Genomic DNA, 13,855 nt, shown 5'->3' on the forward strand with positions numbered 1-13,855 from the left:
ACTCGTGCTCGCCCGCGATCTCCGTGACCATCCGCACCGCCCGCTGCTTGAGCTCCTGCGGGTACCGCCTCGTTGAATCTCCCGGCATGACTCCAACCTTCCCAAGCTCTGGAGTCTCCGGACATGCCGGGGGGATTCACCTGCAGCTTTACGACATGAGCAGTGTTGGTTCCGGACCCAACAGCGTTCACGCCGAACAGGTCGCTAGACAGCGCTGCGCCGGCCAACCCGGGCCGGCGCAGTCTCAGTTCCAGTCTCAGTTGCCTACGTTCCCTGATGTCCCCGAGAGTCCTCTGATCCGCATTTCACCTGGTCAGAGCCTATGACGACCGCCGGCGAACATGGGTTGGCCGACTTGGAAAGCGTGTTGGGTTAACGCCCTCGGGGGTTCGAATCCCCCATCCTCCGCCAGCTTGACCAGCACCGATCGGTGCGCGACCCGGGTCCGGAACCCCTCGCTCGGACCGCGCCGACCGCGACCACCCGCCGGCCGGCGACGCCGTGGTTGCGCGGGGCTTCGGTCCTTGCCTCGAAGGCCATCACCCCGGTCCGGCGGCGTTCCGTCCGGCCCCCACCCGAGGACGAGCGCGACCTCGATGGTGCAGCTCATCGGGCTGGTGACGGGACGTCCGCGGGGGGCACGGCCCGCAGCTCCACGTCCGAGGCGTCCACGAAACAGTATCCGTCGACGTTGGGTTGGTACTCGACGCCGCCCCCGCCGGATCCGGCCGGGCGGATGTCCTTGGCCCCCTGGGCGAAGACCGGCCAGTCGAACTGGCGCAGGTAGTCGTAGGTCCTGGCGTCGGCAGCCTTGCCCTGGACGTCCCCGCTGCCCGGGCGCTTCGCCGAGAACGAGAGGACCGGCTCGAAGGGAAAGTGCATCTTCCGTCGGCCTCCGCGCGAGAACGTGTAGAAGTCGCGCGTCTTGTAGATCAGCCCGCTCGCGGCCACCGTGCCCAGGCTGCGCCCGCTCGTCTGCTGATCGCGCTTCAGTTCGGCGTCGCTGTTGTCGAAACAGGTCTGATAGACCTTCGTGAGCATCTCCGACGCCTTCTGATCGACCTGCTGGACGTAGTCCTTCTTCTTGAAGTCCCAGACGTAGGCCCCCCACTGTTTGCCGTCGTCGGTCGCCTCGATCGGCGGCCGTTTCTGCTCGTCCTGCGCCCCCCGGGCATCGAAGAGCAGCTTGTGGAAATCGTTCAGGTTCACGGCGTTGAACATCAGCTTCGACACCGCCATCTGCTGATCCGCGGAGGTCACCGAGGTGATCACGATCCGTGGGTGCGCCGGCACCTCCATTGTGTCGATCTTCTCGCCCGCCATGATCTTGTTGATCACACCGAGATCGGTCACCGCCGGGTTGAGCGGATTGTCGTCGTCGTCCAGGAGTTGAACGCCCGGGTTGGCCCCGACGTCCTGCCACCACTGCAACTTCATGAGGCCGCGGAGTTCTCTCTTGACGGCCCGCACCTCTGCGGCCGCCATTCCGGCTCTGATGTTGGCCCACGTTTCCAGAACCATCCGAACGACTTCGAGCGCGGCCATCGCGCCGGCGCCGACCCGCGCTCCCTGCCGGACGTCGCCGCCGGGCCCCCTCGGGATGCCCGCCCGTCCTTCGCTCGCGGCATGGACCATCGACTCCGCCTGCATCTGCTTGGCCAGAGCACTCATCGACGCCATCGCCATCCGGTTCTCCCGTTTGGCCCTGGCCGCCTCTTCACTCATCTTGGACAGTTCGACCTGCATCTTCTGCAAGTTGCTCATCTCCGTCCGCCAGGCCTCCCGGACCGTCTCCAGCACCTTGGCCGACCCCATCAGTTGCACGGCCTCGCGGTAGGCGTTTCCCTGCTGCGCCTTCAAGCCGGTCATAGCGACCGGGTCCTGCTTGAGCACGGCGTCGGTCATGCCGAGGGCCAGCTCGTAGACCCGGCCGGCGGATTCCATCATCGCGGAGTTGAAGTTCACCGAGCGCTCGAATTCGCCGAGCCGCTCGGCCTTCATCATCTCGGTGCTGCCGAGCTTCTCCTCGGCCGTCCGGCAGCCGGCCGGGTTGAAGGTGGCGTTGAATCCACCGCTGGCCTTGACCGCGTCCGCCGCGGCGGTCCACCAGGCGTTGGTGGCCTCCACCCGGGCCGCATCCTCCTTGCCGAGCTGATCGAGCAACCCCCGGGCCGACTTCGCGATCTCCGGCGAGCCGGTCGCCTCGGCGGAGGCGATCTGGATCTCCAGGGCCGCCCGCATCTGTTGGACGCCGGAGGCGACCTTGCGGGACTTCATCAATGCCGATTCCGCCAGCTTCATCTTGGACTCGACCTGGGCCTGTTCTTCCGCGGTGAGGGCAAGCGGACTGGCGACACCGCCGGACACCTTCTTGACGCCCGACCCGCCGGACGGGAACAGGACGGTTTCGATGGGGAACCCGGCTGCGTGCAAACAGCGGACGTGGTTGGTCTGCTGCTCAAGTTTCTGCGGCTCGGTCTGCGCGAAAAAGGTGGACGTCCCGTCGCTGGCGTCATAGGCCAGCCGCAGGAATCGCAGATAATTCAGGCCGGCCTCGGTCTTGCGGGTCTCGGTGTTCGCGCCCCCGTGATGGGGCAGTTCGAACTCCTTGAGCTGGCCCTCGCCGAAGATGTACGGCATCGCGGTCGGATGGATGTAGTCGAACATCTTCATCACCGTGCTGGGCTCCGAGTCGGCGGTGTAGACCCGGACTTCGCCGGTGAGCAGGTCACGCACGATCGAGACCGGACTACCGGCGTTGGTCGACCGCTTCGTACCCCCACCCGACAGCCCGCCATGGGCAGGGGCCCATCGCAGGTCGGTGCCCTGGAGCGCGCCGGACACTTCGCGATGGACGTGAAGACCTTCGCCGGTCACGTCGATCTCGACGACCTGCTTGCGGACCGCGTTGATCCGCACGGCCGCCCATGCCTTCAGCCCGGGGTCGTTCAATTGTTGTTTGGTGATCTGCACCGACGGCTTGGGCATGCCGCAGTCGTTGACCACTGCCTCCAGATCCCACAGGTGGTCGGTGTCGGTGTGCGAGATCTTCACCAGCTCCGGCGTCTTGGCCAGACCGGCGGCGCGGAGGGCGTTGACCGCCGCGGCCGTGACCCCTGTCATGCTCCCGGCGTCGAAAAGCCTGGTCGCGCCGTCGGCCCCGACAAGGATGATCGCGCGCCCCGCCCCCGTCTCGACCAGGTACGTCGTGGAACGCGGGGTGTAGTTCTTACCGACGATCTGCCGGACCTGCAGCCGCGCTGCCGCAGCACCGGTCCCTGACCGGCCGTGCAGGATCACCTTGACCGGGTTGAGGACGAAATCGCCGTGCGGGTATTGCTCGTCCAGCTTCTTCAGATCGGCTTCGGCCATGCTGATACCGATCGCTCGCAGCGCATCACCGGATTTCGAGCCCTTGGGCGCCTCGTCCGGGGTGGCGTTCTCGGGTTTGCCCTGCCGCTGCACCGTCGCGCCGGAGGCAACCGACAACAGGCTCGTGACGGTCGGAACGGTCGATGCCCGGCTCGCGCGGCTTCCGGCCAGAATCGACGAGACGGCCCGGTTGCCCGCTGATCGCTGCAGGCCGAGCACCGGTGCGAGGATCTCGCCGTCTGCCGGGCGCCGGGCGGCGGGCGCGGTCGTCTGCGGCACCGGTTCGTGCTTCCGCTCCACTCATCGAAGGCTAGCCAGGTTTCGCCGGTGCGCCCTTCCCGAAAGGGCAACGCAAGAGGCAACCCGCGGTCCGCTGCCGGCTCGAGCCGCCCCCGTCGCCATTCCTCCGGGGAACCCGACCGCACCAGCGCTCGCACGGCGGCCGCACGCGGCGGGTCACCCGCGCCTGATGGGCGCGGGAGGCCGAGGTGGAATCAGTGGCCACGTCGCCCCCTTCGGCCTGTGGCGGCGTCGACGCGGGCCCGTCCTCGACGCCGTCGGCGACGGCGGTGAAGCCGACCGCGCGGGCCGGGCTGACGATCGCCTTCCTCATCCCGTCTCCCCGGCCTGGAGCGCGATCAGCACCGCTCCGATGTCGCGCAGCCCGGCGAGCACCCCGTGCAGGTGGGCCTGGTCGGCCACGGTGCCGGTGAGGGTGCTGGTGCCGGCGGGATCGTGGGTGATCGCCAGGCCGCCGAGCCGGGCCGACCAGTGCTCGTCCAGGTGGCCCTCCACCCGGATCGTGTACGACCGGCCGGCCGGGTTCACCGCATCGCCCGCGCGGGGCCGGCCGGCTCGCCGGTCCGTGCGGTCGTCGCGTCGCCGGCGCCCCGGCCGAGCCAGAGCGATAGGCCCAGCCCGATCATGGCGATGCCGTTGGGGAAGGCCAGCAGGCGGTAGAACGCGTCGGGCAGCAGCGACAGCACGATGGTGACGACACCGCCGACGGCGAGCAGGGCGCTGGCCCACCGCCACAGCACCCGGGCCCGGAACAGGGCGACACCGAACACCAGACCGCCGAGCAGGTAGCCGGCGTCCTGGATCCGGGCGACCACCGCGTACACCCCCACGTCGCCGGCGGGCGACCGGCCGGTGGCCACCGCGATCATGTCGTCGACGGCCGCCGGGTCGGTCCCGGCGAACAGCGGCAGGACGAACGCCGACGCGAACGCCGTCCCGGCGATGCACAGGTAGCCCGCGGACAGCACGACGTACCCGATCAGTCCCGGCCACCCGTTGCGCCGGATCTGGCTCAGGTACATCCCGGTGATCCCGACCAGCGCGAACACGGCCATCAGGAACTTGAGCGTGCTGCGGACGACCACCTCGGTGGTCCCGACGGACGCGGCGTCCAGGTGCGGGTGCCCGATCTGCACCCCGATGAACAGGGTCCCGGCGACGACGGCGGACAGGCCGGCAGCGGCGACGAGGCCCCGGGCGGTGACGGTCATGGTGATCCTTCCGAGCGGCGGCGGGCCGGATGCCCGGCCGATGTCCGCCGACGGTAGGAACGGACCGGGTGAGACCGCGTCACCGCATGATGTGATCCGCGGGGTGATTGCCGCGCGCGCCGGACCGGGACAGCAGGCCGCGGTCGGCGGCGCGGGCCACCGCGGCCCGCCGGGTGCTCACGCCGAGCTTGGCGAAGATGCGCTTGGTGTGGGTGCGCAGGGTGTTCACCGAGACGAACAGGGTGCGGGCGATCTCCGGCCCGGTCAGCTCCGTCGCCAGGAGCCGCAGCACCTCCAGCTCGCGCGGGCTCAGCTCGTCCGCGCCGCCGGGGGCCGGCCCGGACGGTTCGCCCGCCGGCGCACCGTCGGCTCCGGACGCGGAACCGCCGCGCCGGGCGGGCTCGCGGGCCGCGGCCTGCAGCTGAGGGGCCAGGGTGCGCACCGGCGGCGCCGCCGAGCCGGCGGTGCGCCGGAGCAGCGCCAGGACCGGCTCCCCCTCGTCCAGGAACAATCGGCGGTAGCCGGCCGGCATCCCACCGGTCAGGGCGGCGGCCAGGTCGACCGCCGCGGCGTCCGGATCACCGGCCGCGTCCCGCGCGACGGCCCGGACGAGCCGGATCTCGACCACGCTGCCCGGACGCTCGCCCGCGGCCGCGAGCAGCCGGTCGAGCAGCACGATCGCGTCGGACGCCCGGCCCTCGGCGATCAGCACCCGGGCCAGCGTCAGCCACGCGTCCTCGGTCAGGTAGCGGGGCGGCTCGTCGGCCGGGGGTGCATGGTCGCGGGCCCAGGCCCGGGCCGCGTCGAGCCGGCCCCGCGCGAGGTCGAGCCGGGCCCGCGCGGCGGCGGCCGGCCGCACGTCGGGGAAGTAGCCGGGCCGGAATCGTGACGCCGCCCGGTCCAGCAGCTCCGCCGCTCCGTCCAGGTCACCGGCCGCCCGGCGCAGCCCGGCCGCCGCCACGTCGGCCCGGAACCGGTTCTCCGGCAACGATGCTCGCGGGCCAAGGTCGGCCGCCCGGTCCAGCCGGCGCTGCGCCGCGGTCAGCCGGTTCTGCTCCCGCAACACGTCGGCCAGGCCGACGTGCAGGTCACCGGTGGAACTCAGCGCGGGGCCGTCCGGCCGGTCGGCGACGGCCAGCGCCTGCTCGTAGAGCCGGCCGGCCTCGTCGGGTCTGCCCTGCGCCAGCACCATCTGGGCCAGGACGACGGTCGCGCCCAGCTCGTCGGTGACCTTGCCGGCCGCCCGCAGGTGGCCGACCGCGTCCGTGAAGGTGGTGACCGCGGTGGCCAGATCCCCGCGGGCCCAGGCGGCCAGCCCGAGGAATCCGGCGGCTGCGCCGCGCGCGCCGTGGTCGTCGGGCGGGGCCAGGGTCAGCGCCCGTTCGGCGTGGGCGACGGTGCCGGCGACGTCACCGCGGGCCTGCGCGACCGCGGCGCGGTACACCGCGATCATCGCCGGCAGGCCCCGCCATTCCGTGGCCCGGGCGGGACGCCAGGGGTCGAGGCCGGGTACCTCCGCCGGCGCGGACAGCGGCGGTGGCGCGGGCAGCAACGGTGGCGTTGACCGCGACGGTGGCGCGGACAGCGGCGGCGGCGTTGACCGCGACGGTGGCGCGGACGGCGCCAGGGAGGGGGACGGCGGCGTGACGGGCGCCGACGGCGGAGCGGGTACGGCTGCCGAGGCGGCCGCGTCCAGCCAGGCCTCCACCTCATCCGGCCGGCCCTCCGCCAGCCGGGCCCAGGCCTGGGCCGCGGCGAGCAGCGGGCGGTGCCGCTTCTCGTCGTCCGGAAGCGCGGCGAGCCAGTCGCGCATCGTGCGGTCGTGCCGGAGCCGCCGCAGCTCGGGCAGCGCCAGTTCCATCAGATCCCCGGCCAGCTCGGGGTCCGGCGCGGCGAGGGCGTGCGGCACCGCGTCGGTCAACAGTCCGGCGGCGGCGTACCAGCGGGCGGCCGCCCGGTGCAGCGTGCCCACCCGGGCCGGGCCGGCCGCGTGCAGGCGGGCCCGCAGCGCCTCGGCGAAGAGGTGATGGTAGCGATACCAACCGGTGTCGCGGTCCAGGGTGACCAGGAAGACGTTGCCCCGATCCAGCGCGTCCAGCATCGCCGCCGCGTCCGCCCGGCCGGTCAGGGCGTTGCCGAGGTCGGCGGTCACCTGCTCGAGCACCGAGGTGTCGAGCAGGAAGTCGCGGACCGCCGGGGGTTGCCGGTCCAGCACCTCCTCGACCAGGTAGTCGAGGACGAACCGATGACTGCCGGCGAAGGCGTCGACGAAAGCCGAGACGGGGTCGGTTGTTCCGTGCGCCCCGCCCACGGTCCCGGCGGCCGGCCCGGGCGCCGTCCCGCTGCCCGGCGACGCGGGGACGGACAGCGCGGCGAGCTGCAACCCGGTCGCCCAGCCCTCCGTCCGCGCGCCCAGGGCGGCGACCTGAGGTGGCGTCAGACCCAGCGCCATCACCTCGTTGAGGAAGGACTCCGCCTCGGCTGCAGTGAAACGAAGTTCGTCGGAACGGATTTCGACCAACTCGGCCCGAGCCCGCAGGCGGGCCAAGGGCAGTGGCGGATCTGCTCGGGTGGTCACGGCGAGAGTGACGCGGGGCGGGAGATTGTCCAGCAGGAAGGTCACCGCCTCATGGACCTCCGCGCCCTCGACGAGGTGGTAGTCGTCGAGGGCGATCACGGTGGTGCCGGCGCGCAGGTCCAGCTCGTTGATCAGGCTGACCAGCACGTCCTGGGGAGCGGGGGCACCCGCGGCGAGCTGGGCGCGGGCCGGGTCCCCGACCTCCGGGGCGGCCATCCCGATCGCCGCGACCAGATCGGTCAGGAACCGGTGGACGTCGCCGTCGGCCGGGTCCAGCGCGAGCCAGACGACGGTCGCATCGACCAGCGCGGGCGAGGTCAGCCACTGGATCAGCAGGGTGGTCGTGCCGAAGCCCGCGGGCGCCGAGACCAGGACGAGCCGCGGCGACGAGGCCGCCGCCGCGGCCAGGCTCTCGACCAGCCGGTCCCGCGGCACCAGCGCCCGCCGGCGGGCGGGCACCCGCAGTCTGGTGGCCAGGACCGGCATGGCGTCAGCGTAGGGGTCGGCCCGCCCGGGCCGCTCCACCTCCTCGTCGGGGGACGTCGCCCGTCGCGCGGGCGGCGCCGGGCGAAGACTCGAGCCCGCTGGGCGGCCGCCGGTTGTCAGTCGGGCCGGGCGAGACCTGCGTGGCCCCGTTCAAGACGCCTCCTCCGACGGACGCGCCACCCAGTGAAGCCCGGAACCCGCTGAGCGGGCGCACGTCTTCACTCGCGCCGGGCCACGAGCCAGCCCCACCGAGCCGAACCCGCCGCCCGACCCGGGTGGAGCCACCCAGTGAAGGTCCGAGCCCGCTGAGCGGGCACAACTCTTCACTCGAACCGGGCGAAGACCCGCGCCGCCCAGTTCGACACGCCTCCCCGGACGGACGCGCCACCCAGTGAAGGTCCGAGCCCGCTGAGCGGGCACAAGTCTTCACTCGGGCCGGGCGAAGACCCGCGCCGCCCAGTCCGAGACGCCTCCCCGGACGGACGCGCCACCCAGTAAAGGTCCGAGCCCGCTGAGCGGGCACAAGTCATCACTCGAGCCGGGCCACAAGTCAGCCCCCACCGAGACGAACCCACCGCCCGACCGGGGTGGAGCTTCTGAGCGAAACGAAGACCCGCGCCGCCCAGTTCGAGACGCCTCCCCGACGGACGCGCCACCCAGTGAAGGTCCGAGCCCGCTCAGCGGGCACACGTCTTCACTCGAGCCGGGCCAGGAGCCAGCCCCACCGAGACGAACCCGCCGCTGCGACCGGCCGCGCCACCGACCCCGCAGTCAGCAGGCCAGGTCCGAGAGCTCCCCCGTCGGCACGGCGATCCAGCCTTCCTCGGCGGCGATCTCGGCGTCCGCCGGAGCCGGCCGGGTCACTGCCCCGAGCAGGGACGCTCGGGCGACGAGCGCGCAGACGACCGCGTCGAGGGCGTCGTCCGAGCGGATCAGCAGATCCCGATCGTCGTCGGCCACGGTCAACCACGGCGCCGCGCCCAGCAGTGCGCGGACCAGCTCGCGGCGGGCCGGTCCGTTGGCCGCCCGCTTGTACGCCCGCGACGGCAGACCCCAGTGGCGCAGGGCGGCCGCCGGGTAGGTCTCGACCACCGCGCCGCGCCCGGCCCGATCCACGTCGAGCCCGCGCCCGGCCAGCGCGGAGAGCAGGCCGGCGGCCCGCAACGCGGGGTGGGCGATCCGGTCGGCGGCGACACTGAGCGGCCGATCCCCACCGTGCCAGCACACCAGATCGGTCCGCCGGTACACGATCGCCGTCCGGTCCGGCACCGAGTCGACCTCGGCCAGTTCGATCGCGCCCCTCCGCTGCCGGTTCAGGAAGTCGATGAAGGCGACCGGCCAGCCCAGCGGGCAGTCGATGCCCGTCCGGTCCGCGCCGGCCACCAGATCGAGCAGGTCGCCGTCCTCGACGCCCAGCCGGACGCCGGCCAACCGGGCGCCGCCGCCCGACCAGACGACCACGGCGCTCGCGGTGGCCGCCGGCGAGGCCGCGAGATCGATTCCGGCGGTGATGATCGGGGGCCTCCGGGGGATCCGTCGGGACGGCCGGCGGGCCGGGGCCGGGCGAGATCCGCACCAGCGGCCGTCCCGCACGACCGGCGTCGTCGGACCGGCGCGGCCCCGGGCCGGGTCGGGCCCGGGACGGGCGAGATCCGCACCAGCAGCCATCCTGGACTGCTGGTGTGGATGTCGTCGAACCGGCGCTGCCCGGGGCCGGGGCGGCGACGCCACCATTGAACACCGCGGACACCGCCCCACGACGCGCATCGGACGGCCGACCGGGTCGGATCCCGAGGGTGAGCGGCCGCGCTCCCGAACCGGGACCCCCAGCCGGCCGCAGGCAACAGGCCGGCGGAAAAGCAACAGGCCGGCGGAAAGGCAACACGCCGGCCGGCTGGAAGCACCACGCAGGCCGGCATGAAAAGGCCGCCGGAGGCCGGCCTACTGCTCCGCGGTGAGCCGCAGCGCCAGCACCGGGCAGGCCGCGGCGGCCGCCTTCGCCCGGCGGACCAGCGCCGGGGGGACGGGACCGCCGGGCAGGATCGGGTATCCCCACTCATCCAGCGTGATCGCCTCGGGCAGCTCGTCCGCGCACAACCCGTGGGCCCGGCAGGCGATGGGGTCGACGCGCAGCGTGCGGGCCTTCACGACCGCCTCTCGACAGGAACGGCCGCGGCCGCGGTGAGCGGCACCGCCGTCGACGCCCGGCACGGGCGGCCGGCCAGGTGCTGCTCCAGGTGACCGGGCTCGGTGGCGACGGCGGCCAGTGCCTTCGTGACGAGACCGACGGTGCCGTCCGGATGGCCGCAGGCGCCCCGGCCGTCGACGGCCGGCAGGCGGCGGCGGAGCCGGCCCATCGCGGACCGGTCGCCGGCGACCAGGCCGGCCAGGTCGTCCGCGATCGCCGGCAGGCCGAACATGCAGGGCCCGCACTGCCGCGCCCCGGCCTGCGCCTGGTGGGCGACGATGCGGGCGGTCTCGGCCAGCACGCAGGCCCGTGGCGGGAGCACGGTGATCGACCCGACGCCGCGCGCCGCGCCGGCGGCCCGCAACTCGTCGGAGTCGAAGCCGACGCCGGACGACCGGCCCAGGTCCAACCACCCGCCGGCGAGGCCGCCGACCAGTGCCCATCCGGCCGGCGCCGCCCCCGCGCACGCCAGGACGTCACGCACCGGCGTCCCGGTGGGCACCTCGATCACCCCCGGCCGGGGCACGGCCCCGCCGATGGTGACCAGGACGGTGCCGGGCTCGGCCGGCGACCCGATCGCCGTGAACCATTCCGGGCCGAACCGAGCGAGCAGCGCCAGCTGGGCCAGGGTCTCGGCATTGGCCACCAGGGTCGGCCGGCCGTCGACGCCACTGCGCCAGATCGGCGCGAGCCGGCCGGCCGGGCGCGCGTCGCCGGTGTTCAGGAAGCGGACCAGGGACGATGCCTCGGACGCCAGGTACCGGGCCGGAATCACGACGGGCTCGACCGGGACGGCCGGCGCCGGCCGCTGGGGCAGGGCCCGGCTCAGTGTCCGCAGCACCGACGATCCCTCGTGGCCGGCGAGCAGCACCCGGTCGGCGCCGACGGCCGCGGCCGCGACGAGGGCGCCGTCGATCACCAGATGCGGCGAGCGGTCGATCAACACGGCGTCCTTGGCCGAGGTCGGATCACCCTCACAGCAATTGGCCACCACCACCGCCGGCAGGCGCGATGCCGCCACGGCGTCGGCCACCGCGGCCAGCTTGCGGGCGGCCGGGAAGCCGGCCCCGCCCCGGCCGCGGAGGCCGGCCGCGTCGAGCGCGGTGACCAGGTCGGCCGGGCGGCGGGCCGGCAGCGGACCGAGCCGCGCGAGGTGGTCGGACCAGGCCGCCGCGGGCCGGCCCGGGAGCAGCCGGCGGTAGTCGGACGGGTCGGGAGCCGCGACGGCGGTGGGCATGTCGATCCTCTCGCGCGGCCCGGTGGCGGTGGCGCTCATCGCCCGACCTCCGACCGGACGCGGGGGTGGACCGTCGACCCGGCGCGGCGGGCGAGCGTGTCCGGGTGCCGGTCCGGACGGAGCCGGTAGCCGAGCGCGACCAGCACGGCGACCACGCAGACCGCGTCGACGGCGAGCATCCAGGACTGCTGCCCATCACCACCGGCCACGCCCCAGCCGTGCAGCAGGGCGATCGGCCACATCGCGTAGGCGCTCAGGTGCACCCCGCGCCAGACCGGCAGCGGCAGGTGCCGGCGCAGCGCGCTGGTCAGCCCGATGGCCAGAATCAGGTCGACCGCGACCGTGCCGAGACCGACCCAGAACGGGTCGTACCCGGCGGCGAACGGGACGACCACGTCCCACCAGGTGATGTCGACGTACCCGTCGATGATCGCCGTCACGATGTGCACGGTCAGGAACGCCATGGCCACGAGGGACAGGGAGCGGTGCAGCCGCTGCAACCCGGCCCGTGGCAGACCGCCGAGGCCGGCCCGGCCCGCGGTCAGGATGCCGAGGACGACGGCGGCGGTGAACAACACCAGGGTCACCGCCCCCGTGGCCCGGCTGGCGTACCAGAGGATCTGCGCGTCCATCAGCTCGTCACCTCCGGGTGGGGCCAGTCGGCGACCGGGCGGGTGGTTCCGTCGACGTCGACCAGCAGGGCGGGCAGGTGCCGTTCGGCCAGCCAGGCCGGGGCCGCGTCGCCCAGGACGATCGCGGCGGTGGCCGCCGCGTTCGCGTCCACGCACGACGCGGCGGCGACGGACGCCGTGCGCCACCGGGAATCGGGATTGCGCCCGGTGCGGGGATCGATGATGTGATGCCGCCAGCCGGCCGCGGTCGGCCAGCGTCGGGTGGTGGTCGACGAGGTGGCCAGGCCGCCGGACGTGATCGACACCGTCTGGTGGCCGGCCGCTCTCGCCCGGTGGTCGTCGGCCACCGCGATCCGCCAGCCGCCGTCCGGGGCCGGGCCGGCCACCGCCAGGTCGCCGCCCAGGCCGACCAGCACGCCGCCGCCGACCCTTTCGGCGATCCTGGCCACGGCCTGGTCCGCCGCGAACGCCTTCGCGGTCGCCCCGAGGTCGATGCCGACACCGGGCGGCACGGTGAGCCGGGCGGCGGCCGGATCGTGATCGAGCCGGTCCCAACCCGGAACCGGGCCGCCGGGCGCGATGCCCGCATCCGACCGCCCGCCGGCCAGGGCCCGGTCGAGCACGGCGGCGATGTCCCGGTCGTACCCGGCCGCGACGACGGCCGCGGCCACGGTCGGATCGACCAGGCCGCCGGTGGCCGACGCGATCCGCAGGGCGGCGGCGAGCACCGCGTTGAGCGTGGCGGACAGGGTGACCGGGCGGCCTGGGCGGGCCAGGAGCCGGTTGATCTCCGAATCGGGCCGGAACCGGCTGCAGGCCGCCTCGACCTCGGCCAGGACGATCCGCAGCTCGGCCTGCGCCGGCGTCAGGCGGTCCCCGTCGGTGACGACCAGGGTCGCGGTGGTGGACCAGATCTCGAGGTCAAGACGGGCCCCCTCGGCGAGATCGGCGGTGGTCGCGGTCATCACGAGCCACCCGAGGTGGTGTGGCTCTGGCCGGAGCTGCCGCCCGGCACCTGGGTGGGCGCCGTCAGGGATCCGGTCGAACCGGTCGAGCCGCTGGAACCGGTCGAGCCGGTCGAACCGGTCGAACCGGTCGAGCCGGTCGAACCGCTGGTGTCCCCGGCAGCGGTGGTGCCGGAGGAGCCGGTACCGGTGGCGGATCCCGTCCCGGATCCGGTGGTCGATCCGGCGCCGGTGGCCGGGTCGACCAGGCCGGACGACGCGGTCGAGGTGGTCGTGCCCGCGGCGGCGTCCTGGCCGGTCGCCAGCGCGGCGGCGACGCCCCCGGCGGCCAGCACCGCCGCGCCCACCACCCCGGCGGTGAGCGCCCGGACCCGCTGCCGCCAGCGGCCGGTGGTCGTGGGTGCGGGCGAGGGATCGGAGGTGGTCATCGGTCGCCCCTTTCTGCAGTGGTCGGGTCAGGGTTGGTCAGGCTGTCGGTGTCGGCCGTCCTGTCACCATCACGGGCCAGGCTGTGCGGGCTCTGTGCGCGGTCCGTTCGGTCGCTGAGAACGTCAGGAGCCGCCCGAGTGGGCGTGGGATCGGCCCGAACCGGCGGCCGGGGTCCGCAGCGGCGGGGCCAGCGTCGGCGGAGCGGTGATGGCCGGGGCCGCATCGGAGGGAGCCGCGGGGGCGGACGTCCGCGGCGCGGGGTCGGGGCGGGTCAGGGGCGCGCCGGGGGCCGCCGTGGTCGGGGCGGGACCGGCCGCCGGGTCGTCCGCGTGATCGCCAGCGGCCGAGGGAGTGGAGGCATGGGCCAGCCCGACCGTCAGGGCTATCGCGCCGATCCCGGAGGCGCCGGGCCCGCCGGCGGTCCGCCCCCGGACCGGCCGGCGCCCGACCGGCCCCC

10 protein-coding genes are annotated in these 13,855 nt (G+C 74.0%); all 10 read right to left on the reverse strand.

Annotation, left to right across the window (positions count from 1 at the left end; genetic code table 11):
- Positions 1 to 606: 606 nt before the first annotated feature.
- Positions 607 to 3,672 carry a hypothetical protein gene (locus ACOJUF_RS01285; protein WP_420120055.1) on the reverse strand — a complete coding sequence of 1,022 codons (3,066 nt, stop codon included), beginning with the start codon at positions 3,670 to 3,672 and terminating at the stop codon, positions 607 to 609.
- Between the two features lie 309 nt (positions 3,673 to 3,981).
- Complete coding sequence (locus ACOJUF_RS01290; protein WP_420120056.1) at positions 3,982 to 4,200, reverse strand: hypothetical protein; 219 nt, start codon at positions 4,198 to 4,200, stop codon at positions 3,982 to 3,984.
- A complete protein-coding gene (locus tag ACOJUF_RS01295) occupies positions 4,197 to 4,883 on the reverse strand; it encodes a hypothetical protein (protein WP_420120057.1) in 687 nt (228 codons plus the stop codon). Before ACOJUF_RS01295 ends, ACOJUF_RS01290 begins: the two co-directional genes overlap by 4 nt.
- Before the next feature lie 79 nt (positions 4,884 to 4,962).
- On the reverse strand, positions 4,963 to 7,947 hold the full coding sequence (locus ACOJUF_RS01300) for a tetratricopeptide repeat protein (RefSeq protein ID WP_420120058.1): 2,985 nt from the start codon (positions 7,945 to 7,947) through the stop codon (positions 4,963 to 4,965).
- A gap of 771 nt (positions 7,948 to 8,718) precedes the next feature.
- Positions 8,719 to 9,480, reverse strand: coding sequence for a DUF429 domain-containing protein (locus tag ACOJUF_RS01305; protein ID WP_420120064.1), 762 nt, complete (start codon positions 9,478 to 9,480; stop codon positions 8,719 to 8,721).
- Between the two features lie 408 nt (positions 9,481 to 9,888).
- The gene (locus ACOJUF_RS01310; protein ID WP_420120059.1) at positions 9,889 to 10,095 is read right to left on the reverse strand and encodes a ferredoxin; all 207 of its coding nucleotides are present in this window, start codon (positions 10,093 to 10,095) and stop codon (positions 9,889 to 9,891) included.
- Positions 10,092 to 11,411 (reverse strand): SLBB domain-containing protein, encoded by a 1,320-nt coding sequence (locus ACOJUF_RS01315; protein WP_420120060.1) that lies wholly within the window; start codon positions 11,409 to 11,411, stop codon positions 10,092 to 10,094. The genes ACOJUF_RS01310 and ACOJUF_RS01315 overlap by 4 nt, the downstream gene beginning before the upstream one ends.
- A complete protein-coding gene (locus ACOJUF_RS01320; RefSeq protein WP_420120061.1) occupies positions 11,408 to 12,004 on the reverse strand; it encodes a ferric reductase-like transmembrane domain-containing protein in 597 nt (198 codons plus the stop codon). Before ACOJUF_RS01320 ends, ACOJUF_RS01315 begins: the two co-directional genes overlap by 4 nt.
- On the reverse strand, positions 12,004 to 12,969 hold the full coding sequence (locus ACOJUF_RS01325) for an FAD:protein FMN transferase (protein ID WP_420120062.1): 966 nt from the start codon (positions 12,967 to 12,969) through the stop codon (positions 12,004 to 12,006). Before ACOJUF_RS01325 ends, ACOJUF_RS01320 begins: the two co-directional genes overlap by 1 nt.
- Positions 12,969 to 13,397 carry a hypothetical protein gene (locus ACOJUF_RS01330; RefSeq protein ID WP_420120063.1) on the reverse strand — a complete coding sequence of 143 codons (429 nt, stop codon included), beginning with the start codon at positions 13,395 to 13,397 and terminating at the stop codon, positions 12,969 to 12,971. Before ACOJUF_RS01330 ends, ACOJUF_RS01325 begins: the two co-directional genes overlap by 1 nt.
- Positions 13,398 to 13,855 lie beyond the last annotated feature (458 nt).

Source organism: Nakamurella sp., assembly GCF_048594475.1.
GTDB lineage: Bacteria > Actinomycetota > Actinomycetes > Mycobacteriales > Nakamurellaceae > Nakamurella.

Excerpts from the sequence above, each read along its gene's own strand:
- ACOJUF_RS01295 (WP_420120057.1), bottom strand. The coding sequence starts at position 4,883 with ATGACCGTCACCGCCCGGGGCCTCGTCGCCGCTGCCGGCCTGTCCGCC.
- ACOJUF_RS01300 (WP_420120058.1), bottom strand. The coding sequence starts at position 7,947 with ATGCCGGTCCTGGCCACCAGACTGCGGGTGCCCGCCCGCCGGCGGGCG.
- ACOJUF_RS01315 (WP_420120060.1), bottom strand. The coding sequence starts at position 11,411 with ATGAGCGCCACCGCCACCGGGCCGCGCGAGAGGATCGACATGCCCACC.
- ACOJUF_RS01320 (WP_420120061.1), bottom strand. The coding sequence starts at position 12,004 with ATGGACGCGCAGATCCTCTGGTACGCCAGCCGGGCCACGGGGGCGGTG.
- ACOJUF_RS01325 (WP_420120062.1), bottom strand. The coding sequence starts at position 12,969 with ATGACCGCGACCACCGCCGATCTCGCCGAGGGGGCCCGTCTTGACCTC.
- ACOJUF_RS01330 (WP_420120063.1), bottom strand. The coding sequence starts at position 13,397 with ATGACCACCTCCGATCCCTCGCCCGCACCCACGACCACCGGCCGCTGG.